General features: G+C 70.8%; 25 protein-coding genes. 17 read left to right on the forward strand and 8 right to left on the reverse strand.

The genetic code is table 11. From position 1 onward, the window contains the following. Nucleotides 1–14: 14 nt before the first annotated feature. Nucleotides 15–1,154, reverse strand: coding sequence for a Fic family protein (locus MUK52_RS10990; protein WP_284575794.1), 1,140 nt, complete (start codon nucleotides 1,152–1,154; stop codon nucleotides 15–17). A gap of 351 nt (nucleotides 1,155–1,505) precedes the next feature. Here MUK52_RS10990 and MUK52_RS10995 point away from each other — a divergent pair, with 351 nt between their 5' ends. Together MUK52_RS10995 and MUK52_RS11000 are read left to right on the forward strand one after the other, a co-directional pair. Further along, nucleotides 1,506–1,775 (forward strand): type II toxin-antitoxin system Phd/YefM family antitoxin, encoded by a 270-nt coding sequence (locus tag MUK52_RS10995; protein ID WP_114053981.1) that lies wholly within the window; start codon nucleotides 1,506–1,508, stop codon nucleotides 1,773–1,775. Further along, nucleotides 1,768–2,031 (forward strand): type II toxin-antitoxin system RelE family toxin, encoded by a 264-nt coding sequence (locus MUK52_RS11000; protein ID WP_284575796.1) that lies wholly within the window; start codon nucleotides 1,768–1,770, stop codon nucleotides 2,029–2,031. The genes MUK52_RS10995 and MUK52_RS11000 overlap by 8 nt, the downstream gene beginning before the upstream one ends. 134 nt (nucleotides 2,032–2,165) lie before the next feature. Here the strand turns inward: MUK52_RS11000 and ychF are convergent, their stop codons facing one another. Continuing rightward, nucleotides 2,166–3,254, reverse strand: coding sequence for a redox-regulated ATPase YchF (ychF, locus tag MUK52_RS11005; protein ID WP_114053980.1), 1,089 nt, complete (start codon nucleotides 3,252–3,254; stop codon nucleotides 2,166–2,168). Nucleotides 3,255–3,389: 135 nt separating this feature from the next. Between ychF and MUK52_RS11010 the strand changes: the two genes are divergently transcribed. Continuing rightward, on the forward strand, nucleotides 3,390–3,920 hold the full coding sequence (locus MUK52_RS11010) for a DUF6542 domain-containing protein (protein ID WP_350205255.1): 531 nt from the start codon (nucleotides 3,390–3,392) through the stop codon (nucleotides 3,918–3,920). Between the two features lie 36 nt (nucleotides 3,921–3,956). Here MUK52_RS11010 and ppgK read toward each other — a convergent pair whose 3' ends face one another. Continuing rightward, nucleotides 3,957–4,706, reverse strand: a complete 750-nt coding sequence (ppgK, locus tag MUK52_RS11015; protein ID WP_284575798.1) for a polyphosphate--glucose phosphotransferase — start codon at nucleotides 4,704–4,706, stop codon at nucleotides 3,957–3,959. A gap of 21 nt (nucleotides 4,707–4,727) precedes the next feature. After that, entirely contained in the window at nucleotides 4,728–5,735 is a 1,008-nt protein-coding gene (locus MUK52_RS11020; RefSeq protein WP_114053977.1) for a 4-hydroxy-3-methylbut-2-enyl diphosphate reductase, read from the reverse strand. A gap of 119 nt (nucleotides 5,736–5,854) precedes the next feature. Here MUK52_RS11020 and xseA point away from each other — a divergent pair, with 119 nt between their 5' ends. The 3 genes from xseA to MUK52_RS11035 all read left to right on the forward strand — a co-directional run bounded on the left by xseA (nucleotide 5,855) and on the right by MUK52_RS11035 (nucleotide 8,205). After that, nucleotides 5,855–7,084: an exodeoxyribonuclease VII large subunit gene (gene xseA, locus MUK52_RS11025; RefSeq protein ID WP_114053976.1), complete on the forward strand. Its 1,230-nt coding sequence runs from the start codon at nucleotides 5,855–5,857 to the stop codon at nucleotides 7,082–7,084. Between the two features lie 145 nt (nucleotides 7,085–7,229). Further along, a complete protein-coding gene (locus MUK52_RS11030) occupies nucleotides 7,230–7,466 on the forward strand; it encodes an exodeoxyribonuclease VII small subunit (protein WP_114053975.1) in 237 nt (78 codons plus the stop codon). Between the two features lie 148 nt (nucleotides 7,467–7,614). Beyond that, nucleotides 7,615–8,205, forward strand: a complete 591-nt coding sequence (locus MUK52_RS11035; protein WP_114053974.1) for a malonic semialdehyde reductase — start codon at nucleotides 7,615–7,617, stop codon at nucleotides 8,203–8,205. Nucleotides 8,206–8,307: 102 nt separating this feature from the next. Here the strand turns inward: MUK52_RS11035 and MUK52_RS11040 are convergent, their stop codons facing one another. Continuing rightward, nucleotides 8,308–8,853 (reverse strand): DUF4245 domain-containing protein, encoded by a 546-nt coding sequence (locus tag MUK52_RS11040; protein WP_174250495.1) that lies wholly within the window; start codon nucleotides 8,851–8,853, stop codon nucleotides 8,308–8,310. A 238-nt stretch (nucleotides 8,854–9,091) separates the two neighbouring features. Between MUK52_RS11040 and glpX the strand changes: the two genes are divergently transcribed. Beyond that, on the forward strand, nucleotides 9,092–10,123 hold the full coding sequence (glpX, locus tag MUK52_RS11045; RefSeq protein WP_114053972.1) for a class II fructose-bisphosphatase: 1,032 nt from the start codon (nucleotides 9,092–9,094) through the stop codon (nucleotides 10,121–10,123). Between the two features lie 112 nt (nucleotides 10,124–10,235). On the opposite strand, the gene MUK52_RS11050 is transcribed toward glpX, so the two are convergent. Both MUK52_RS11050 and MUK52_RS11055 read right to left on the reverse strand, forming a co-directional pair. Further along, the gene (locus MUK52_RS11050) at nucleotides 10,236–10,637 is read right to left on the reverse strand and encodes a WhiB family transcriptional regulator (protein ID WP_502963556.1); all 402 of its coding nucleotides are present in this window, start codon (nucleotides 10,635–10,637) and stop codon (nucleotides 10,236–10,238) included. Nucleotides 10,638–10,807: 170 nt separating this feature from the next. Then, the gene (locus tag MUK52_RS11055) at nucleotides 10,808–11,521 is read right to left on the reverse strand and encodes a DUF1707 SHOCT-like domain-containing protein (RefSeq protein WP_284575803.1); all 714 of its coding nucleotides are present in this window, start codon (nucleotides 11,519–11,521) and stop codon (nucleotides 10,808–10,810) included. 146 nt (nucleotides 11,522–11,667) lie between these two features. Here MUK52_RS11055 and MUK52_RS11060 point away from each other — a divergent pair, with 146 nt between their 5' ends. The 9 genes from MUK52_RS11060 to MUK52_RS11095 all read left to right on the forward strand — a co-directional run bounded on the left by MUK52_RS11060 (nucleotide 11,668) and on the right by MUK52_RS11095 (nucleotide 17,690). Further along, a complete protein-coding gene (locus tag MUK52_RS11060) occupies nucleotides 11,668–13,335 on the forward strand; it encodes a fumarate hydratase (RefSeq protein ID WP_114053969.1) in 1,668 nt (555 codons plus the stop codon). Nucleotides 13,336–13,568: 233 nt separating this feature from the next. Continuing rightward, nucleotides 13,569–13,796 (forward strand): hypothetical protein, encoded by a 228-nt coding sequence (locus MUK52_RS11065; protein ID WP_284575805.1) that lies wholly within the window; start codon nucleotides 13,569–13,571, stop codon nucleotides 13,794–13,796. Continuing rightward, a complete protein-coding gene (locus MUK52_RS11070; RefSeq protein WP_284575806.1) occupies nucleotides 13,774–14,301 on the forward strand; it encodes a DUF6879 family protein in 528 nt (175 codons plus the stop codon). Before MUK52_RS11065 ends, MUK52_RS11070 begins: the two co-directional genes overlap by 23 nt. A 13-nt stretch (nucleotides 14,302–14,314) precedes the next feature. Beyond that, the gene (locus MUK52_RS11075) at nucleotides 14,315–15,163 is read left to right on the forward strand and encodes a helix-turn-helix domain-containing protein (protein ID WP_284575808.1); all 849 of its coding nucleotides are present in this window, start codon (nucleotides 14,315–14,317) and stop codon (nucleotides 15,161–15,163) included. A 91-nt stretch (nucleotides 15,164–15,254) separates the two neighbouring features. Then, nucleotides 15,255–15,443, forward strand: coding sequence for a hypothetical protein (locus tag MUK52_RS11080; protein ID WP_284575809.1), 189 nt, complete (start codon nucleotides 15,255–15,257; stop codon nucleotides 15,441–15,443). Continuing rightward, complete coding sequence (locus MUK52_RS33285) at nucleotides 15,440–15,676, forward strand: DUF7848 domain-containing protein (RefSeq protein ID WP_502963557.1); 237 nt, start codon at nucleotides 15,440–15,442, stop codon at nucleotides 15,674–15,676. Before MUK52_RS11080 ends, MUK52_RS33285 begins: the two co-directional genes overlap by 4 nt. 168 nt (nucleotides 15,677–15,844) lie before the next feature. Continuing rightward, nucleotides 15,845–16,285 (forward strand): UCP032817 domain-containing protein, encoded by a 441-nt coding sequence (locus MUK52_RS11085; protein WP_284575810.1) that lies wholly within the window; start codon nucleotides 15,845–15,847, stop codon nucleotides 16,283–16,285. Nucleotides 16,286–16,388: 103 nt separating this feature from the next. Beyond that, nucleotides 16,389–16,817: a hypothetical protein gene (locus MUK52_RS11090; protein WP_114053966.1), complete on the forward strand. Its 429-nt coding sequence runs from the start codon at nucleotides 16,389–16,391 to the stop codon at nucleotides 16,815–16,817. Nucleotides 16,818–16,922: 105 nt separating this feature from the next. Next, on the forward strand, nucleotides 16,923–17,690 hold the full coding sequence (locus tag MUK52_RS11095; protein ID WP_114053965.1) for a glycerophosphodiester phosphodiesterase: 768 nt from the start codon (nucleotides 16,923–16,925) through the stop codon (nucleotides 17,688–17,690). A 28-nt stretch (nucleotides 17,691–17,718) separates the two neighbouring features. Here the strand turns inward: MUK52_RS11095 and MUK52_RS11100 are convergent, their stop codons facing one another. Next, nucleotides 17,719–19,278, reverse strand: coding sequence for a ricin-type beta-trefoil lectin domain protein (locus tag MUK52_RS11100; protein ID WP_114053964.1), 1,560 nt, complete (start codon nucleotides 19,276–19,278; stop codon nucleotides 17,719–17,721). Nucleotides 19,279–19,385: 107 nt separating this feature from the next. Between MUK52_RS11100 and MUK52_RS11105 the strand changes: the two genes are divergently transcribed. Beyond that, nucleotides 19,386–20,819, forward strand: coding sequence for a class II fumarate hydratase (locus MUK52_RS11105; protein ID WP_284575811.1), 1,434 nt, complete (start codon nucleotides 19,386–19,388; stop codon nucleotides 20,817–20,819). The last annotated feature ends 108 nt before the right edge of the window (nucleotides 20,820–20,927 follow it).

The following is a 20,927-nucleotide window of genomic DNA, read 5'->3' on the forward strand; positions in this document are numbered from 1 at the left end:
TCCCGCTTGGGCACTCAGTAGCGCGTGTACGGATCGGTCAGCGGCAGCGGCGTCCGAGCCGCCTCCAGAGCCGACTCCGGAAAGGCCGGGCCAGCGGTGTAGAAGCGGGCACGGGTACGGCCGACCGGAGTCAGGACGTCACCCGCGACCAGGTCCCGCAGGTCACGTTGAGCCCGTTGCAGGCTCAGGTCCTCCGCTCGTTCGTAGCGCGTACGACGCACCCGCCCGGACATCGCCACGTCATGCAGAGCGGAAACCACCCTCTCCTCCAGCCCCCGGACTTCCGCGAACTCACCCAGCAGAAGCCACACTCGACTCGAGCGATCCAGGCGACTGCGTACAGTCTGCGCCTGCTGGTGGTACGCGGTGAGGTTGAAACGGACCCAGTCGGAGACGTCCTGGTCGGGGCGGTAGCTGGCTCCCCTGCGCTGCAGCTCGCGGTAGTACTCCCACGTATTGCCGGGGCGTCCCAGCCATGCCTCGATCGAGGAGAACTCAGGGGCCAGTTCTCCCTCCCTCGCGATCATGAGCGTTTGGAGGGACCGGGACATACGGCCGTTTCCATCCGCCCACGGGTGGATGGAAACAAGATGCAGATGCGCCATGGCGGCCCGTACCAGCGGGTGGCTGCCATCGTTCGCGTTCAGCCAATCGACCAGTTCGCCTGTCAGCGCAGGCACGTCGGTCGCCTCCGGCGCCGTGTATGCCGCGATGCTGGGGTCGCGAGTGTCCGTGACGTACACCGGTCCCCGCCGCCACTGCCCGGCAGGCTTGCGCGGGGCGTGCCGGTGTCCCTGCAACATCCAGTGGAGCGCGTTGAGCAACTCCTTGCTGTAACGGAAGTCCGCGACATCGTGCAGCGTCTGGATGTAGGTCATCATCCGCTGACAAGCGAGCGTCTCCTCCCGGTCCTCATCGGAGACGTCGACGTCGCGCTCTCCTTCCAGAAGGTCCTCGACATCGACCGTGGACACTCTGAAGCCCTCGATCGAGTTGGAGGCCGCCACCGCATCCGCGGTCAAGAACTTGCGCAGTCCGTCGGTCCACTTCGCCGGAGCGGACCGGACCTGCACGCGCAACGAGCGGCGAAGGTCGTCGATCTCGCCGAGAACACGTTGATCCTCGGCTTTGAGGGCGGGCGTGGGAAAGAGCACGACCCCACGATAGATTGACGCAAATATTGCGTCAATGCGTCACCGCGTGTCGACGATGGCACCGAGTCCACGCGAGAACGAGAAGAGGGGTCGAGCCCGCGAGAGGCGTCGACCCCGCATCCCCACCAAGCCAATCGTCATGGCGTACGGCGATTGACCGATCACACATTGAAGCGGAACGTTCAGCGCAGGGCCATGACCTGCGAAAACGCGGTTCTGGAAGTGGTTGTCCAGCACCAATCCAGCACCGTGCGGGTTGATCCAGGACATCCAGCACGCGCGTCCGCGGCGGGGGCAGGCCTCCCGCCGGCGACATTGTGTACACATGGGACACTCGGTACGCTTGCGCGCATGACGCAGCCACTGCCCATAGAGTCCATTCGCGACGTGCGAGCACACCTGGCGGAGGTCGTGGAGCGCGCAGACCGCGACGATGTACCCACAGTGATCACGCGCCGAGGCAAGGAAGTCGCGGCCGTCGTCTCCATTGAGGTGCTGCGCAGGTACCAGGAGTGGGAAGAGCGCGAGATCAATCGGATCATCGACGAGCGCATGGCCAACCCAGCACCCGGCATCCCGATCGAGGACATCATGAGGGAGACGCTGGCGCGCGGTGAGTGAGTACCGAACCGCCTTCCGCCCCGAGGCGCAGGCCGAGCTTCGGAAGATCCCCCGCGACGTGGCGCTGCGCATCCTGGCCAAGCTGACCGAGCTGGAGACCGACCCTCTCGGCTTCAACACCACCGCACTCGCGTCACAGCCGGAACGACGCCGTCTTCGCGTCGGCGACTACCGCGTCGTCTACACGATCGACAACGGCGAGTTGGCGATCTGGGTCGTTCACGTGGGACACCGGTCCACCGTTTACGAGACCTGATCACCCGCTGACTCCACGTCAGAACATCCAGCACCCATCCAGCACGGTGACGACGAAGGGGTCGGACTCGACAGAGTCCGACCCCTTCTGAGCTGCACATTTGACCAATCACGTCACGTACAGCAAGTGCACGACTACACGTTGAAGCGGAACTCCACCACGTCGCCGTCCTGCATGACGTAGTCCTTGCCCTCCATGCGGGCCTTGCCCTTGGCGCGGGCCTCGGCCACCGAGCCGCAGTCGACCAGGTCCTGGAAGGAGATGACCTCCGCCTTGATGAAGCCCTTCTGGAAGTCGGTGTGGATCACGCCGGCCGCCTCGGGGGCCGTGGCGGCCTTCTTGATCGTCCAGGCGCGGGCTTCCTTCGGGCCGGCCGTCAGGTACGTCTGGAGGCCCAGGGTGTCGAAGCCGACGCGGGCCAGGGTGGCCAGGCCGGGCTCCTCGGCGCCGACGGACTGGAGGAGCTCCATGGCGTCCTCCTCGTCGAGCTCGGCGAGGTCCGCCTCCAGCTTGGCGTTCAGGAAGATCGCCTCGGCCGGGGCGACCAGCGCGCGCTGCTCCTCCTTGAAGGCGTCGTCCGTCAGCTCGTCCTCGTCCACGTTGAAGACGTAGAGGAAGGGCTTGGTCGTCAGGAGGTGCAGGTCGTGCAGCAGCTCGGCCTTGTCGGAGCCCTGGACGATGCCCTGCGAGAAGAGGGTGTCGCCCTTCTCCAGGATCTCCTTCGCGGCCTCGACCGCCGCGACCTTCGGGCCGATGTCCTTCTTGATGCGGGCTTCCTTGGCCAGGCGCGGCAGGACCTTCTCGATGGTCTGCAGGTCGGCGAGGATCAGCTCGGTGTTGATCGTCTCGATGTCGTCCTTCGGCGAGACCTTGCCGTCGACGTGGACGACGTTCTCGTCCTTGAACGCGCGGATGACCTGGCAGATCGCGTCCGACTCGCGGATGTTCGCCAGGAACTTGTTGCCCAGGCCCTCGCCCTCGCTCGCGCCGCGCACGATGCCGGCGATGTCGACGAAGTCGACCGTGGCGGGCAGGATCCGCTGCGACCCGAAGACCTCGGCCAGCTTGCCCAGGCGGGCGTCGGGCACACCGACGACGCCGACGTTCGGCTCGATGGTGGCGAACGGGTAGTTGGCCGCCAGCACGTCGTTCTTGGTCAGGGCGTTGAACAGGGTCGACTTGCCGACATTCGGCAGGCCGACGATTCCGATCGTGAGCGACACGTTGGCGACTTCCCGTAGCTGGAGGGGGCGACGGCCCGGGCGCGGGCCACCGGACAGTTTACTTTCCGATGAGCGGCGGTCGGTGTACGCGTGTCCCCGCACGGATCGGAGGGCCGCCGCGCCTAGTTTGGTGGGGTGGAGCCATACAGGACGCGTCCGGCGGATCACCCGCAGCGACAGCAGCCGCGGCGCCCCGCCCGCGGCGGGCCCGCCGCGGCCGGTGTCCCCGCGCAGGGCGGCGGCCGGCCGCGGCCCCTGCCGGTGCGGCGCGGCCGGCTGCCGCGGCCGCGGTTGACGGGGCTGGGCGGCGGTCTCTTCGCGTGCGCGTCGATGCTGCTCGTCGCCGGGCTCGCCTGGCTGCTGTTCGGCGGCTCGCTGTTCGTGTACGGGCTACTGTTCGTGCCGGTGGCGTCCGCGACGGCCCTGTGGGTGCGGCCTGCCGACCTGGTGACCGCGCCGATCTCCGCGCCGATCGCCTTCGCCGCCGGGGTCTGGCCGATCTCCGGGGACTCGGGCGGCTTCGGCGCGCAGGTCATGGGCGTGGTGTCCGCGCTGTCGCTGCACGCCGGCTGGCTGTACGCGGGCACGCTCGCCGCCGCGCTCATCGCGGTCGTCCGCAAGGCGGTGCTGATGGGGCGGCGGAGGGTCCCCCGCCGGGCCGGCTGACCTTCCGCCCGGCCGGCGAAGCCGCCGCCCCCCGCCCTACCGCGGCGCCGACGTCCGCGCCGCCATCGCCGCGCCGACGATGCCCGCGTTGTTCTGCAGCACCGCCGGGACGATCTCGGCCCGGATCCCCTCGATCAGCGGCAGGAACTTCTCCGGCTTGCGGCTGACGCCGCCGCCGAGGATGAAGAGGTCCGGGGAGAACAGCATCTCCACGTGCGCCAGGTACCGCTGCAGCCGGCGCGCCCACCGCTCCCAGCTGAGGTCCTGGTCCTCCTTGGCCTTGACCGAGGCGCGCTTCTCCGCGTCGTGCCCCCTGAGCTCCAGGTGTCCGAGCTCGGTGTTGGGGACGAGCCTGCCGTCCGTGAAGAGGGCGCTGCCGATGCCGGTGCCGAGCGTGAGCATCATGACGGTGCCGCCGCGCCCCTTGCCGGCGCCGTACGCCATCTCGGCCACCCCGGCCGCGTCGGCGTCGTTGAGGACGGTGACGGGCCGGCCGCCGAGCCGCTGCGAGAGCACGTCCGCCGCCGCGACGCCGATCCATCCCGGGTCCATGTTGGCGGCCGTACGGATCGTGCCGCCCGTGACGACGCCGGGGAAGGTCACCCCGACGGGGCCGTCCCAGTCGAAGTGGCGGACCACCTCGACGACGCAGCCGGCCACCCCGTCGGGGGTCGCCGGCTGCGGTGTCAGAACTTTGTGGCGCTCCTGCGCCAGGTCGCCGCGGTCGAGGTCCACGGGCGCGCCCTTGATCCCCGTACCGCCGATGTCCACACCGAAGAGCTGCATGGACTCACGGTACGGAACCCGCTACTGGTCTGCGACCAGGCCCGCGGCTTCGGCGCGCAGGTCCCGGCGGAGCTCCTTCGGCAGCGAGAAGGTGATCGACTCCTCGGCGGTCTTGACGATCTCGACGTCCGCGAAGCCCCGCTCGGCCAGCCATTCGAGCACCTGCTCGACGAGGACCTCGGGGACGGAGGCGCCGGAGGTCAGGCCGATGGTGGTGACGCCGTCCAGCCAGGCCTCGTCGATCTCGCTCGCGTAGTCGACGAGGTGGGCGGCGCGCGCGCCGGCGTCGAGGGCGACCTCGACGAGGCGGATGGAGTTGGAGGAGTTCTTCGAGCCGACGACGATCACGAGGTCGGAGTCGGCGCCCATCGCCTTGACGGCGGCCTGCCGGTTGGAGGTGGCGTAGCAGATGTCGTCGCTCGGGGGGGAGACGAGCAGCGGGAACTTGGTCTTGAGCGCGTCGACCGTCTGCATCGTCTCGTCGACGGACAGGGTGGTCTGCGACAGCCAGACGACCTTGGACTCGTCGCGGACGACGACCTTGTCGACGTCGTCGGGGCCGTCGACGATCGTGATGTGGTCCGGGGCCTCGCCGGAGGTGCCGATGACCTCCTCGTGGCCCTCGTGGCCGATCAGGAGGATGTCGAAGTCGTCCTTGGCGTACCGGACGGCCTCCTTGTGGACCTTCGTGACGAGCGGGCAGGTCGCGTCGATCGTGGCGAGCCTGCCGCGGGCCGCCTCCTCGTGCACGACGGGGGCCACGCCGTGCGCCGAGAACATCACGATGTTGCCCGGGGGTACCTCCTCCGTCTTCTCGACGAAGATGGCGCCCTTCTTGCGGAGCGTCTCGACGACGTACTTGTTGTGCACGATCTCGTGGCGGACGTACACCGGCGCCCCGTACTGCTCCAGGGCCTTCTCGACGGCGATCACGGCTCGGTCCACGCCGGCGCAGTAGCCGCGCGGGGCGGCGAGCAGGACGCGGCGGGAAGCGGGAGCAGGGGCGGCGGCAGCACTCATGCGGTCCATCGTACGGGGGTGCCGCGCAGCCGGTACGCCCGTACGGGCGCGGCGGCGGCGCGGGCGGCGGGGCGGGCCGCGGCGCGGGTACGGCAGACGGTGTCGGTGCGGGCGGCTAGCCTGCCTGCATGGGTCTGAATACGTCGGCCGAGGCGCCGCTGCCCGTCGGCCAGGTGTCCCGGCTCATCGGGGGCTGGATCGACCGGCTCGGCCAGGTGTGGGTGGAGGGGCAGATCACCCAGCTGTCGCGGCGGCCGGGGGCGGGGGTGGTGTTCCTGACGCTGCGCGACCCCGCGCACGACGTCTCGATCGGCGTGACCTGCTTCCGGCAGGTCTTCGACGACGTCGCGGACGCCGTGACCGAGGGCTCGCGGGTCGTGGTCCTGGCCAAGCCGGAGTGGTACGCGCCGCGGGGGCAGCTGTCGCTGCGCGCGGCGGAGATAAGGCCGGTCGGGATCGGGGAGCTGCTGGCCCGGCTGGAGCGGCTCAAGCGCTCGCTGGCCTCCGAGGGGCTGTTCGCGCTGGACCGCAAGAAGCCGCTGCCGTTCCTGCCGCAGCTGATCGGGCTGGTGGTGGGGCGGGCGTCGGCGGCCGAGCGGGACGTCCTGGAGAACGCGCGCCGGCGGTGGCCGGCGGTCCGCTTCGAGGTGCGCAACGTGGCGGTGCAGGGGGTGCACGCGGTGCCGCAGGTGGTCCAGGCCGTCAAGGAGCTCGACGACCTGCCCGAGGTCGACGTGATCATCGTGGCGCGCGGCGGCGGCAGCGTGGAGGACCTGCTGCCGTTCTCCGACGAGGAGGTCGTCCGGGCCGTCGCCGCGGCCCGCACGCCGGTCGTCTCGGCGATCGGGCACGAGCCGGACTCGCCGCTGCTGGACCTGGTCGCGGACCTGCGCGCCTCGACGCCCACGGACGCCGCGAAGAAGGTCGTACCGGACGTCGGCGAGGAGCTGGAGCGGGTGCAGCAGCTGCGCGGGCGGGGCCTGCGCGCCGTGCGGGCGCTGCTCGACCGGGAGGAGCGGGGGCTGGCGCATGCGCTGGCACGGCCGGTCTTCGTGCACCCGCAGCGGATGGTGGAGGCCCGCGAGGACGAGCTGGAGGCGCTGCTCGGGCGGAGCCGGCGGACGCTGCGGCACCTGCTGGACCGGGCCGACTCGGAGCTGGCGCACACGCTGGCGCGGGTGGTGGCGCTGTCGCCGGCGGCGACGCTGGAGCGCGGGTACGCGGTGCTCCAGCGGGCGGACGGGCACGTGGTGCGCTCACCTGAGGAGGCCCCGCCGGGCGAGGAGCTGCGGGCGCGGGTCGCGGAGGGCGAGTTCTGCGTCCGGGTGGCCGACAGCGGGCCCGCGGCGGGCGGCTGAACGGGCCGGGCGGCGGCCGGACGGGCCGGCGGCGGGAGGGCTCCGACCGGGCGGCGGGAGGGCTCCGACCGGGCGGCTGCCCGGCCGACTTGACGAATCATGTGCATGTTGCACCTGGGTGGACGAGATCCGAGGCGGAATGGGAATGGCAGCAGAGAACACTGCGCTGGGCTACGAGCAGGCCCGCGACGAGCTGATCGAGGTCGTCCGCAGGCTGGAGGCGGGAGGCACCTCGCTGGAGGAGTCGCTCGCGCTCTGGGAGCGGGGCGAGGAGCTGGCGGCAGTGTGCCGGCGTTGGCTGGAGGGCGCCCGCGCCCGGCTGGACTCGGCGATCGCCGCGCGCGAGGAGACCGGGGAGGGCCGGGAGGGCGGGGACGCCTGAGGCGGCCGGGGCCGGAAGCCGGGCCTCCGCGGCCGTCGGCCGGAGGGTGATCCTAGCCACTGGCGGCCGGATTTAGTTGAAAGTTCGACTAATTTCGGCGTACAGTCAGTGCATCGCTGCACCTCTCCGCATGGAAGAAGGCTTTCCCATGTCCCTCGTTCTTGACCCCGCCGCCCAGGACCTGCTGTTCCGCGAGGCTCGCACCGCCAACACCTTCTCCGACGAGCCGGTGACCGAGGAGCAGGTCCAGGCGATCTACGACCTGGTCAAGTACGGCCCCACCGCCTTCAACTCGACGCCGCTGCGCATCACGCTCGTGCGCTCCCCCGAGGCCCGCGAGCGCCTCGTGAACCTGATGGCCGAGGGCAACCAGGCCAAGACCGCCGCCGCGCCGCTCGTCGCGATCCTCTCCGCGGACAACGAGTTCCACGAGGAGCTGCCGGCCCTGCTGCCGCACTTCCCGCAGGCCAAGGACATCTTCTTCAGCGAGCGCCCGGCCCGTGAGCAGTCCGCGGTGATGAACGCAGCCATGCAGGCCGCGTACTTCATCGTTGGCGTCCGCGCCGCCGGCCTGGCCGCGGGCCCGATGGGCGGCCTGGACTACGCGGGCGTCCAGAAGGAGTTCCTCGACGACGACCACACCCCGCTGATGGTCGTCAACATCGGCAAGCCCGGCCCGGACGCCTGGCACCCGCGCGGCCCGCGCCTGGCCATCGACGAGGTCATCACCACCGTCTGACGGCCGCCCGCCCACCCCGCACGCACGCGAAGGCCCCGCCTCCCGGTTCCCCCGGGGGTGCGGGGCCGTCCGCCTGTCGGGACGCCTGGCGCCCCGGTCGGCCTACCCGGCCTGCCCGGCCGGAGCGGGCGTGTCGGCCTTCTTGAACTCCAGCGCCGCCGCCATCGTGCCGAGGTCCTCGAACGGCGCGGTTCCGGTCACCACCGTCACGTGGCCCTGCTCCTGCCGGACCAGGGCGTCGTACTTCTCGCCCTCCCAGCGCTCCCACTCCACGCCGCCGACCTGCTGCGTCTGCCCGGTGGCCTTCGCCTTCTGGGTGACCTCGGACAGGTACCCGGCGGAGGAGTCGCTGGACTGCTCGACGGCGACGTACTGGTTCCGCGGGTCGAGGAAGCCGAGGTGCCAGCGGTGGGCCTCGCGCCGGTCGAACGTCACCGAGGTCGCCCGCCACTCCTTTGGCAGCCCCACCGGCGCCGCGAGCGGGTACGGCGCCGCGCGCCGGGCGGTGAGCGTCTCCACCCGGTAGTCGACGACGTGCGTCGGATCGGCCTCGTCGTCGTGCGGGACGAACATGTAGATCCCCGCCACGACCACGCCGATGACCGCCAGCGACCGGACCATGTCCCAGACCGTCTGCTTGCCCTTCATACCTGCCACGCCCCCATCGTCCCCCATCGCCGGCGGCGATCTCCGCCGGGGTGGGTGCGCCGGGCGCGCGGCGCGCCGGGGCGCCGTACCCATGGCGTACGCAAGGCGTCCGCTCAGGACAAACCCCTGACCGATATTCCGCTCATACGTGACCCGGTCTGCTCAGTTTGTCGACGTGACGATAGAGTTCCCACACCCTCACCTTCCCGGCCGTCGTCGTACAGAAAGGTGCGCTCCGATGACCGAGCACAACCTGCCGCCCCAGCTCGAAGTCGCCCCCGAGGCCCCCGACCGCAACCTCGCCCTGGAGCTCGTCCGGGTGACCGAGGCCGCCGCCATGGCCGCGGGCCGCTGGGTCGGGCGCGGTGACAAGATCGGCGCCGACGGTGCGGCGGTCAACGCGATGCGGACCCTGATCTCCACCGTCTCGATGAACGGCGTCGTCGTCATCGGCGAGGGCGAGAAGGACGAAGCCCCGATGCTCTACAACGGCGAGCGGGTCGGCGACGGCTCCGGCGCCGAGGTCGACATCGCCGTCGACCCGATCGACGGCACCACCCTGAACGCCAAGGGCATGCCGAACGCGATCGCCGTGCTGGCGGCCGCGGACCGCGGCACCATGTTCGACCCGTCCGCGGTGTTCTACATGGAGAAGCTGGTCACAGGCCCGGAGGCGGCCGACTTCGTCGACATCAACGCCCCGGTGTCGGTGAACATCCGCCGCGTCGCGAAGGCCAAGAACATGGCCGTCGAGGACGTCACCGTCGTCATCCTGGACCGCCCCCGCCACGAGGGAATCGTCCGGGAGATCCGCGAGACGGGCGCCCGCATCAAGTTCATCTCCGACGGCGACGTCGCCGGCTCGGTCATGGCGGTCCGCGAGGGTACCGGCGTCGACCTCCTGATGGGAATCGGCGGCACCCCGGAGGGCATCATCTCGGCCTGCGCCATCAAGTGCCTGGGCGGTGTCATCCAGGGCAAGCTGTGGCCCAAGGACGAGGCGGAGCGGCAGAAGGCCGTCGACGCGGGCCACGACCTGGACCGCGTCCTGACCACGAACGACCTGGTGTCCGGCGAGAACGTCTTCTTCGTCGCCACCGGCATCACGGACGGCGAGCTGCTGCGCGGTGTGCACTACCGCTCGGAGACCGCGACGACGTCCTCCCTGGTCATGCGCTCGAAGTCGGGCACGATCCGCAAGATCGACTCCACGCACCGCCTGTCGAAGCTGCGCGCGTACAGCGCGATCGACTTCGACCGGGCGCAGTAGCGGCTGGAGCGCCCGTACGAGCGCACCCGGGCCGGCGGCTGCCGCCGGCACAGCGAGAGGGGCGGTTCCCGTGTGCGGCGGGACCGCCCCTCTCGCGTGCCGTGTACGGGGCTCAGCCCGCGGCGGCTATCGTCCCCGCGCCCGGGGTCTGGCGGAGTTCGGCCGCGCGGCGGCGCCTGCGGGCGAGCACGACGCGGCGCTCGGCGGCGGTGAGCCCGCCCCACACGCCGTACGGCTCGGGCTGCAGCAGGGCGTGCTCACGGCAGGCGACCATCACGGGGCAGCGCGCGCACACCCGCTTGGCGGCCTCCTCGCGGGAGAGCCGGGCCGCCGTGGGCTCCTTGGAGGGGGCAAAGAACAGTCCCGCTTCGTCCCGGCGGCACACCGCCTCCGCGTGCCAGGGGCCGTCCTCTTCGTGCCGCGCCGGCATCCGCGGCCTCGGCACGGCTGTCGGACGCGCCTGAAGGCTCTGTACGGCGGCTACCTGCAGGGACTGATGCGGCGGATGCTGCACGGTCTACTCCTGACGACGGATACGCAAGCGAGAGACGATGCACCTGTCCCTACCCGCTGTACGCGGCCCTATGCACTGCGTGCGGCGCGGCCGGGACTCCGGCGGAAGTAGACCGAAATGCGACCTCGGAGCTGCCCGGCGCCCGGCGCCCGGCGCCCGGAGTCCGGCGTCTACTGGAGGTGCTTGCGGAGCTTGCGGGCGAGGTCGACGAGGCGGGCGCCGAGCTTCGGGCGGGCCTCGATGTTCCCGAGCAGGGCGAATCCGCGGATGATCACGACGGGGGCGTTCGGGTCGACGCTGCCGGCGGTGTTGCCGCTGACCTCGAAGTTCCCGAGGACGCCGCTGCCGTGGCCGCGGAGGGTGACGTTCTCCGGGACCAGGACCTCCACGTTGCCGAGGACGCACGTCACCTCGATCTCGGTGACCTGCTGCTCGAAGACGGCCTCGGTGAGGTCGATGCTGATGTCGCCCATCACCGACACGGCCCGGGTGTGCGCCGGCGGGCGCCAGCGGCCCTTGCGGGCGCTGCTGCTGAACACGGCGACGACCGTCTCGGCAGGGCCGGGGCGCGCGCCGGAGCCCATGCCGGCGTACGCGGGGGCGTACGCGGCCCCGGCGGGCGCGGACCCGGCGGCGGATCCCGGTGCCGGGAGGTCCTGGACCAGCACGTCCAGCTCGGCGATGGTCTTGCGGGCGTACAGCGAGTCGAGGCGCTCGGAGTGCTCCTCCGGCGTGAGCCGGCCCTCGGCGACGGCGTCGGCCAGGATCCGCGCGATCCGGTCCCGGTCCGCGTCGGAGGCGCGCAGGCCGCCCGGGGCCGGGGCCGCGGGCGCGGCGGGGGCAGCTGGCGCGGCGGGCGCGGCGGGGTGCTTTTCCAGGTCCATGTCAGCAGTCTAGCGAGACACGATAGATCGCGATAGTTCCCAGTGAGCCTTACCTCACAGACAAGCGCCCACAGGGAGGTCCTACGCTGGTTGCGCGCTGCCAATCCGGTCGCCAGCGCTCCCGCCGAGTGAGGATGACTGCCGTCATGCCAGAGTTTGCGTACACCGACCTGCTGCCCCTGGGCGAGGACACCACGCCGTACAGGCTGGTGACCTCCGAGGGCGTCTCGACCTTCGAGGCCGACGGCCGTACGTTCCTCAAGGTCGAGCCCGAGGCGCTGCGCAAGCTCGCCGAAGAGGCCATCCACGACATCCAGCACTTCCTGCGCCCGGCCCACCTCGCGCAGCTGCGCCGCATCATCGACGACCCCGAGGCCTCCGCGAACGACAAGTTCGTCGCCCTCGACCTGCTGAAGAACGCCAACATCGCGGCCGCCGGGGTGCTGCCGATGTGCCAGGACACCGGCACGGCGATCGTGATGGGCAAGCGCGGCCAGAACGTCCTGACCGCGGGCGGCGACGAGGAGGCCCTCTCCCGCGGCATCTACGACGCGTACACGCGGCTGAACCTGCGCTACTCGCAGATGGCCCCGCTGACGATGTGGGACGAGAAGAACACCGGCTCGAACCTGCCGGCGCAGATCGAGCTGTACGCGACGGACGGCGGCGCGTACAAGTTCCTGTTCATGGCCAAGGGCGGCGGCTCGGCGAACAAGTCCTTCCTCTACCAGGAGACCAAGGCCGTCCTGAACGAGGCCTCCATGATGAGGTTCCTGGAGGAGAAGATCCGCTCGCTGGGCACGGCGGCCTGCCCGCCGTACCACCTGGCGATCGTCGTCGGCGGCACCTCCGCCGAGCACGCCCTGAAGACCGCGAAGTACGCCTCCGCGCACTACCTGGACGAGCTCCCCACCGAGGGCTCGCCGCTCGGCCACGGCTTCCGCGACCTGGAGCTGGAGGAGAAGGTCTTCGAGCTGACGCAGAAGCTCGGCATCGGCGCCCAGTTCGGCGGCAAGTACTTCTGCCACGACGTCCGCGTGGTCCGCCTCCCCCGGCACGGCGCGTCCTGCCCCGTCGCCATCGCCGTGTCCTGCTCCGCGGACCGCCAGGCCGTCGCGAAGATCACCGCCGAGGGCGTCTTCCTGGAGCAGCTGGAGCGGGACCCGGCGCGCTTCCTGCCGGACACCACCGAAGAGCACCTGGACTCCGCGTCCGACGTCGTCTCCATCGACCTGAACCAGCCGATGAAGGAGATCCTCGCGACGCTGACGAAGCACCCGGTCAAGACCCGGCTGTCGCTGACCGGCCCGCTGGTCGTGGCGCGCGACATCGCGCACGCCAAGATCAAGGAGCGGCTGGACGCGGGCGAGGACATGCCGCAGTACCTCAAGGACCACCCCGTCTACTACGCCGGCCCGGCGAAGACCCCCGAGGGCTACGCCTCGGGCTCCTTCGGCCCGACCACGGCGGGGCGCATGGACTCGTACGTCGAGCAGTTCCAGGCGGCGGGCGGCTCGAAGGTCATGCTGGCCAAGGGCAACCGCTCGCAGCAGGTCACGGACGCGTGCGGCACGCACGGCGGCTTCTACCTGGGCTCGATCGGCGGCCCGGCGGCGCGCCTGGCGCAGGACTGCATCAAGAAGGTCGAGGTCCTGGAGTACGAGGAGCTCGGCATGGAGGCGGTCTGGAAGATCGAGGTGGAGGACTTCCCGGCGTTCATCGTGGTGGACGACAAGGGCAACGACTTCTTCCAGAACCCGGCCCCGGAGCCGACGTTCACCCACATCCCGGTCCGCGGCCCCGGCCTGGCGTAGCCGGCACTCCCCCGCCCCCAGAGAGCCCCCGGCGCCGACCGCCGGGGGCTCTTGCCGTGCCCCCTCCCCAGCCCGCGGGAAGCCGCCCAGGGCGCGCAAGAGGTCTGTCCCTGGCAGCTTCTGGCCTGAGAGGGGCATCTGTCACGCAAGTTCGTGCAAGTCTGGTGCGCCCGAGAGTGCCTGCGGCGCAGGCTTGCACACAGAGATCGTCAGCCCCGAGCGAGGAGGACACCATGGCTCTGCACAAGCTTGGCAAGGACCCTGAGAGCAAGGACGGCGGCTCGCCCACGATCTACCTGGACGACGCCACTGACACGTACCTGGTCCAGGGGTTCAAGGTGACGGGCGCGGAACGCAGGCAACTGCTGGACATCCCCGACCATGAGGATGTCATCGAGCTGCCGCGACGCATGGTGCAGTTCTTCTTGGAGGTCAAGGGTGCCGACGGTCCCGTCGTTTGAGGAGCTTCTCGCTTCCACCGAGCACAGCGCGATCCATCTGGAGATGCGGGACGGCTACATGGAGTCCGATCCCAGCTTCACGGCCTGGAAGCAGGGCCTCCGCGACCTCCCCGAGGACAACGACCCTGAGATCCGCCACTGGCTGAAGTGGGTCCGCAAGGCCACGGACAGGGGCGTGTCCATCCGCCGAGCCCGGGTGTTCTCCGTCCCGGAATCGGACTACCTCCGGTTCGAGCACCACGTCTCGGACGCCAACGTGAAAGCTGGGGAGGAGATCCGGTGGCTTCCGCGCCGCAACGCTACTGACATCGCCTTCCCGGGCAACGACTTCTGGGTCTTCGACAACAAGACCGTTCTCGTCCTGCACTTCGACGGGAACGGCGAGAGCGCCCCGGGCGACTGGTTGGAGATCACCCAGGACCCGACGATCCTGAAGCTGTGCGTGGGCGCGTTCGAAGCCGTCTGGGAGCGGGCCACGCCGCACTCGGAGTACCAGCCCACCTGACGCCTGCCCGCCCGTGAACACGTCACCTTCATCAGCAGTCCAAGACGCCCGTGCCGCCCTCGGCAGGCGGCTGCGAGACATTCGCAAGCCGACCGGCCTGACAGCGCGGGCGCTGGCCGCGCGTGCGGGTTGGAGCGAGTCCAAGGCCTCTCGCATTGAGAACGGCAAGACTCCGCCCTCAGACCAGGATCTCCTTGCCTACGTCACCATCTGCGGCGTCCTGGAAGAGTACGAGGACCTACGCGCCACGGCCCACGGCATCGACGAGATGTACGTGGAGTGGAAGCGATTGCAGCGCGCCGGCCTCAAGCACGCCCAAGAGGCCCACGTTCCCCTGTACGCCCGGACGAGCCGTTTCCGCATCTACGAGCCCGGGGTGATCCCGGGCCTGCTTCAGACGGCCGACTATGCGACCGCCATCATGAAGCGGATCGTGGCGTTCAGGCAGATCCCGGACGATGTTGAAGCAGCGGTCAAGGTGCGCATGCTGCGTCAGCGCTACCTACACGACGCCCATCGGCACTTCGGGATCGTGCTGGAGGAGTCGGCGTTGCGCTCCCGTTTCGGTGGCCCGGACGTCATGGCTGCCCAACTCGGACACCTCCTTCAAATCGCCGTGCTGCCCAACGTCAGCCTCGGCGTGGTCCCCATGAGCGCCGAACGGGTCATGTGGCCCGTTGAAGGCTTCTGGATCTACGACGACAGCCAAGTGATCATCGAGCTAGCCACGGCACAGGTGACCGTGAAGCAGCCCAGCGAGATCGAGACGTACGCCCACATGTTCGCTGAGCTGGCCAAACTTGCCTGCCATGGGCGGCCCGCACGCGCATTGATCGCGGAAGCCATCGCCGCACTCGGGTGATTCCCTGCAAGGTCGTGCAAGTTCGTTGAGGCCGTCCTAGCCCCCTTCCTAGGGTCATGACATCGACCGGGAAGTCATCGGGAGGGGTGCTGTGGCCACCAGTACGGACACGTTCGAGTACGCGACGTACACCGCAAAACGCGAGACGTGTGCGTCGTGCAGCATGCCCATCCCCCTTCACCAGCTCGCCCGACGGGGAATGCTCGGGCAGAAGGACGGCCCGCCGAAGGTCGCCTACTGGCACACCCGGTGCGTCAACGCGGACGGGTCGCGCCGATGACGCGCTCAGTCCTCCGGCACACCGAGCACCGAATCATCAGAGACCCCGAATCCACGCCCACCGTGGTGGCGAGCTGCCTCTACGAGGGTTGCGGGTGGGCTGCTGTTCCCGGCCCCGACGTAGCCGAGGTGGATCGGCAGTGCATGACGCACACGGGCCTGAACGCTGGTCACGGCCGCTTTCTCCGAGGGTTCGAGGACATTGCCCTTGTTCATCGGGTCGGTACGACCTGACACAGGCCCCCGTCCCGACGGGGGCGGGTAGCAGGCAAGCCACGACAGGAAGGGGGTGATCCGAGATGCGCGTAAACGACCCGGGCGACAAGTCCGGTGGTACCGGCGGGGACCAGTTCCCGCCCCCGCCTACCGCCTGATCTCACCCACAACAGAAGGAGTCTCGCTATGACGACCATGGTCGAAAGCCCCGTCGCCTTACGGCGGGGGCGGGACCTCGTCAGTCCCGAGCTGTTCGAGAAGGTGTCCGAGTTCTGCGCCGAGGAGTACAGGCACGAACTGGCCACGGCCCGCAACATCGTGGACCAGGCCCTTGCCTTCCTCAAGGTCATGGGTGACGCCCGCGCGTTCGGCATGACCCCCTCCCAGGTCGTTGACCCGGGCTGGCACTCGTTCGCGCTCCACACCCGCGCCTACGCCGCGTGGTGCCAGGAACAGTTCGGCTACTTCCTGGACCACGAACCGAAGGCCACCGTCCGCACGCGGCCGCTGATCGGCTCCGTGGTCGAACGCGTCAAGGCGGCCGGCTTCTACGTCGACGAGCGGATGTGGGGCGCCGCGAAGGGCTGCAACCCGCCCGCCTGCTGCGGCGACGGCGACGGGTGCTGACTCACTCCCAGGACACGCGGGTCAGGTCGTGATCCGCTCGTACGAAGGAGGGCCCGGGCACGTCACAGGTACCCGGGTCCTCCCCTGAGCGAAGGTACCGCCCATGGCATCCGACGAGGGTCTGACCGGCAGCAGCCGGGTCACCGTGTTCGCCATGTTCGGCGTGGTCTTCGGCTACACCACGCACCACCTGGACGGACGGCGAATCGGAGACGTCGCAGTCGTCGGCCCTCTGACCCCCGGAGTCGAGTGGGGACGCCTGTGGCAGATGGCCCGCATCTGCGGACGGCCCACCGCCAGCGAGAACGAACTGGCGCAATGGGTGCTCACTCAAGCCACCCGCGCCTTCGTCTGCGGCAGCGGCCGCATCGGGCAGTTCCGGGAACGGGGGTGGAAGCTGGAGCCCGGCGGCAAGCGCGTCCGGTTCGATGCGGTCTACGCCAACCGCGACCACCTGTGGACAGGGAACCTGACCGTCGAAGGCCTCACCCCGGACCAGGTGGCAGAGCGCCCGACGCTCTACCGGGCCTGACCTCCTTCCGCGGCGGTGGGCCGGGTGCGGAGGTGCCGGGTGGTGCGGCGTGTGCCGGCGGTGCCCTGTCGGGGGGCCGGGGGGTGGGGCTATAGCGTGGGGCGCATGACCTACCAGGCGTTTTCCGGGGCCCGCGGTGTGCGGGTCGTCGCCCACCGCGGGGCTTCGCACGAGCACCCCGAGCACACGCTCGCCGCCTACCGGCAGGCCATCGCCGACGGGGCCGACGCGCTGGAGTGCGACGTGCGGCTCAGTGCCGACGGGCGGCTGGTGTGCGTGCACGACCGGCGTGTCGACCGCACCTCCGACGGGCGGGGGATCGTCTCCGCCATGACGTACGAGCAGCTCGCCGCGCTCGACTTCGGCTCCTGGAAGGGCGCCGGGCACCGCGGCGCGCAGGTGCTGCTCTTCGAGGACCTGCTGAAGGAGGCCCTCGCCGCGGGCCGGCCCGTCGGGCTCGCCGTGGAGACGAAGCACCCGACGCGGGCCGGGGGCCGGCTGGAGGCCGAGCTGGTGCGGGTCCTGAAGGACCACGGGCTGGCCGACGGGGCGGAGGGGCTGGTGGAGGTGATGAGCTTCTCCCGTACCGCGCTGATGCGGCTGCACCGGCTGGCGCCGGGGCTGCCCGCGGTGTACCTGATCGAGCGGGCCGTGCGCCCGCCGCGGCCGCCGTTCGCGGGCCACGCCGGGCCGGGCATCGACCTCGTCCGCAAGGACCCGGGGCTGGTGGGGCGGCTGAAGGCCAAGGGGCTGCGGGTGCGGGTGTGGACGGTGGACGAGGTCGAGGACGTCGAGCTGTGCCTGCGCCTCGGCGTGGACACGCTGATCACGAACCGGCCCCGGGAGGTACGGGAGTACCTGGACCGGCGGTGAGACACCCGCCGGTCCGGCGGCCGGCGCCTTACGTGAAGCGCTGGGCCGGCGTGCCGTCGCACGGTTGGAGGCGGGCCGGCCGGCGCGGGTCCGTGACCGTCAGGCAGAGGCCCGGGGCGGCGGCGGGCCGCAGGGTGCCGCCGTCGCGGAGCCACTGCTGGTTGGCCCCGCCGTGGCAGTTCCACAGGACGGTGCCGGTGCCCGCGCGGTAGTCGCCGCCGGGGACGTCGAGGCAGCGGTCGTGGGTGAGTTCGGTGTGGAGCGAGCGGCGGTGGGCGTCGTACCACCAGCCCTGGTTGCGGCCGCCGTGGCAGTCCCAGGCGAGGACGCGGGTGCCGTTGGCGCTGGAGGCGCCGTCCGCGTCGAGGCAGTTCGCGGTGGCCGGGTGGCGCAGGGGGCCGAAGAGGTCGTCCCAGGCACCGGGGGTGAGGACCGGGGTGCCGGTGGAGGCGGGGTCGGCGCAGGAGGCCTCGCGCAGTCCGGAGGCGTACAGCTGGGTGAGGCAGGACGCGAAGGCGGCGTGCCCGCGGGTGTTCGGGTGGAAGGACTGGCGGGCGGTGTCCTCGTCCCACGGGAAGTGGTCGGCGAGGTCGAGGTACAGGCCGCGGGCCCAGGTGTCCTCCATGCACACCTCGTGGCCGTGGAAGAGCCGGGAGTTGTCGAGGTAGACGGCGCCGGAGGCGCGGGCGGCGGCGCGGATGCCCTCCTCGAAGGCGGGGACGGCGTGGTTGCGGCCCCAGGCGGCGTCGGAGTCGTACCCGGCGCAGCCGCCGGGCAGCTTGCCCGGGAAGGCGGGGTTGTCGCGGAAGTCCGGGCCGATGGGGCTCGGGTATCCCATGACGACGAGGCGGTAGTCGCCGTCGGCGTAGCCGGCGTCGCGCATGGTGGTCCTGAGGTCGGCGACGGTGGCCTCGACCTTGGGCCGCAGGGCGTCGACGCGGGCCTGCCAGCCGGGGGCGTACGCGGGCTCGCAGGCGCCTTGGGAGAGGATCCAGCGGGTGACGCAGTCGGTCATGACAGGGCCGAACTGGAGGTCGTCGTTGGCGCCGGCGACGAGCAGGACCATGGTGATGCGGGTGTTGCGGGCCTTGATGGCGAGGGTGTCGCTCTGGACGAGTTCATCGGCGTACTGGGGGGTGCCGCCGATGCGGATGTTGCCGGTGTACGCGCCGGAGCAGGCCGCGTTGAAGGTGAGGTCGGCGGGGATGCCGGTGCGGTGGACGGCGGCCTCGGGCGAGCGGTGGCACTGGTTGGCCGGGGTGTTGGTGGCCGGGTCGTAGGTGCCGGTGCCCTCGCCGGAGATCTCGCTGTCGCCGAGGGAGATCAGAGCGGTCTTGCGCGCGGCCATGGGGCGGACGGCCGGGTCGCCGTAGATGCGGGTCGCCTCGGCGGCGCGTACGGCCTCCAGCGCGGCCGGCAGCGGCTTGCCGGCGGTGGTGGTGGCGGTGCTGGCGGTGCCGGCCGCCGCGGCCGCCGGCGCCGCGTGGGCCGGTGGGGTGACGGCGGTGGCGCCCCCGAGGGCGGCCGCGGCCGCCGCGAGGGCGGCGAGGGTAGATCTGAGCCTGGGTTTCGCACCTGTACGTGTCATGTACGCCTCCCCGAGATCGCTGTTACCGCCGGTATGTACCGAGCGGCAGGAGAGAAGGGAACACGTCGGACATGACGATTGCTCAACTTTGCAAGGAGGCAACGAACATGACGGACGGACACCAGCAGGACGCCGGCACCGGTACCGGTACCGGTACCGGCACCCACCGCATCGAGCGCGACTCCATGGGCGAGGTCAGGGTCCCCGCGCACGCCAAGTGGCGGGCCCAGACCCAGCGGGCGGTGGAGAACTTCCCCCTCTCCGGCCAGCGCCTGGAGCGCGCCCACATCGAGGCCCTCGCCCGCATCAAGGCGGCCGCCGCCAAGGTCAACGCGGACCTCGGCGTCATCGCGGACGACGTCGCCGAGGCGATCACCGCGGCCGCCGCCGAGGTCGCCGAGGGCCGCTGGGACGACCACTTCCCGGTGGACGTCTTCCAGACCGGGTCGGGCACCTCGTCCAACATGAACGCCAACGAGGTCATCGCCACCCTCGCGACCGAGCGCCTCGGCCGGGACGTGCACCCCAACGACCACGTCAACGCCTCGCAGAGCTCCAACGACGTGTTCCCCTCGTCCATCCACATCGCGGCGACGGCCGCCGTCACCCGGGAGCTGATCCCGGCGCTGCGCCACCTCGAACTGGCCCTGGAACGCAAGGCGGCCGAGTTCGCCGAGGTCGTCAAGGCCGGCCGCACGCACCTGATGGACGCCACCCCGGTCACCCTGGGCCAGGAGTTCGGCGGGTACGCCGCCCAGGTGCGCCTCGGCATCGAGCGGCTGGAGTCGGCGCTGCCCCGGCTGGCCGAACTGCCGCTCGGCGGCACCGCGGTGGGCACCGGCATCAACACCCCGGCCGGCTTCTCGGAGGCCGTGATCGCCGAGGTCGCCGCGGCGACCGGGCTGCCGCTGACGGAGGCCCGCAACCACTTCGAGGCCCAGGGGGCGCGCGACGCGCTGGTGGAGGCCTCCGGCGTGCTCCGCACGATCGCGGTGTCCCTGACCAAGGTCTGCAACGACCTGCGCTGGATGGCCTCCGGCCCGCGCACGGGATTGGCCGAAATCAACCTCCCGGACCTGCAGCCGGGCTCCTCCATCATGCCGGGGAAGGTCAATCCGGTGGTCCCGGAGGCCGTCCTGATGATCGCGGCGCAGGTGACGGGGAACGACACCGCGGTCGCCGTCGCCGGGGCGGCGGGCAACTTCGAGCTCAACGTGATGCTCCCGGTGATGGCCCGGAACCTGCTGGAGTCGATCCGGCTCCTCGGCTCCGGCAGCCGCCTCCTCGCCGACCGCACCGTGGACGGCATCACCGCCAACACGGCACGGGCCAGGGAGTACGCCGAGTCCTCCCCCTCCGTGGTCACCCCCCTCAACCGCCACATCGGCTACGAGGAGGCCGCCCGGGTCGCCAAGCGGGCGCTCGCGGAGCGGAAGACGATCAGGGAGGTGGTCCTGGAGTCCGGCTACGTCGACCGCGGCGACCTGACCCTGGAGCAGCTCGACGAGGCCCTCGACGTCCTGCGCATGACCCGGCCCTGACACCGCCCCGCCGGGGACGGCGCAGGGACCGGATCCGGTCGTTTCCCGCCCGCGAACCCCTCCGTGACCTGCACCGCAGCGGCCGCGGCCGCCCCAGCCCTAGTATCT

It is taken from the genome of Streptomyces sp. 2P-4, from assembly GCF_030167965.1.
In the GTDB taxonomy this organism is placed as follows: Bacteria; Actinomycetota; Actinomycetes; order Streptomycetales; family Streptomycetaceae; genus Streptomyces; species Streptomyces globosus_A.

What these genes read in the sequence shown, in the direction of transcription:
- MUK52_RS10995 (WP_114053981.1), top strand. Translation starts at nt 1,506, where the DNA reads ATGACGCAGCCACTGCCCATAGAGTCCATTCGCGACGTGCGAGCACAC.
- ppgK (WP_284575798.1), bottom strand. Translation starts at nt 4,706, where the DNA reads ATGCAGCTCTTCGGTGTGGACATCGGCGGTACGGGGATCAAGGGCGCG.
- MUK52_RS11020 (WP_114053977.1), bottom strand. Translation starts at nt 5,735, where the DNA reads ATGGACCGCATGAGTGCTGCCGCCGCCCCTGCTCCCGCTTCCCGCCGC.
- xseA (WP_114053976.1), top strand. Translation starts at nt 5,855, where the DNA reads ATGGGTCTGAATACGTCGGCCGAGGCGCCGCTGCCCGTCGGCCAGGTG.
- MUK52_RS11030 (WP_114053975.1), top strand. Translation starts at nt 7,230, where the DNA reads ATGGCAGCAGAGAACACTGCGCTGGGCTACGAGCAGGCCCGCGACGAG.
- MUK52_RS11035 (WP_114053974.1), top strand. Translation starts at nt 7,615, where the DNA reads ATGTCCCTCGTTCTTGACCCCGCCGCCCAGGACCTGCTGTTCCGCGAG.
- MUK52_RS11040 (WP_174250495.1), bottom strand. Translation starts at nt 8,853, where the DNA reads ATGAAGGGCAAGCAGACGGTCTGGGACATGGTCCGGTCGCTGGCGGTC.
- glpX (WP_114053972.1), top strand. Translation starts at nt 9,092, where the DNA reads ATGACCGAGCACAACCTGCCGCCCCAGCTCGAAGTCGCCCCCGAGGCC.
- MUK52_RS11055 (WP_284575803.1), bottom strand. Translation starts at nt 11,521, where the DNA reads ATGGACCTGGAAAAGCACCCCGCCGCGCCCGCCGCGCCAGCTGCCCCC.
- MUK52_RS11060 (WP_114053969.1), top strand. Translation starts at nt 11,668, where the DNA reads ATGCCAGAGTTTGCGTACACCGACCTGCTGCCCCTGGGCGAGGACACC.
- MUK52_RS11065 (WP_284575805.1), top strand. Translation starts at nt 13,569, where the DNA reads ATGGCTCTGCACAAGCTTGGCAAGGACCCTGAGAGCAAGGACGGCGGC.
- MUK52_RS33285 (WP_502963557.1), top strand. Translation starts at nt 15,440, where the DNA reads ATGACGCGCTCAGTCCTCCGGCACACCGAGCACCGAATCATCAGAGAC.
- MUK52_RS11085 (WP_284575810.1), top strand. Translation starts at nt 15,845, where the DNA reads ATGACGACCATGGTCGAAAGCCCCGTCGCCTTACGGCGGGGGCGGGAC.
- MUK52_RS11090 (WP_114053966.1), top strand. Translation starts at nt 16,389, where the DNA reads ATGGCATCCGACGAGGGTCTGACCGGCAGCAGCCGGGTCACCGTGTTC.
- MUK52_RS11095 (WP_114053965.1), top strand. Translation starts at nt 16,923, where the DNA reads ATGACCTACCAGGCGTTTTCCGGGGCCCGCGGTGTGCGGGTCGTCGCC.
- MUK52_RS11100 (WP_114053964.1), bottom strand. Translation starts at nt 19,278, where the DNA reads ATGACACGTACAGGTGCGAAACCCAGGCTCAGATCTACCCTCGCCGCC.
- MUK52_RS11105 (WP_284575811.1), top strand. Translation starts at nt 19,386, where the DNA reads ATGACGGACGGACACCAGCAGGACGCCGGCACCGGTACCGGTACCGGT.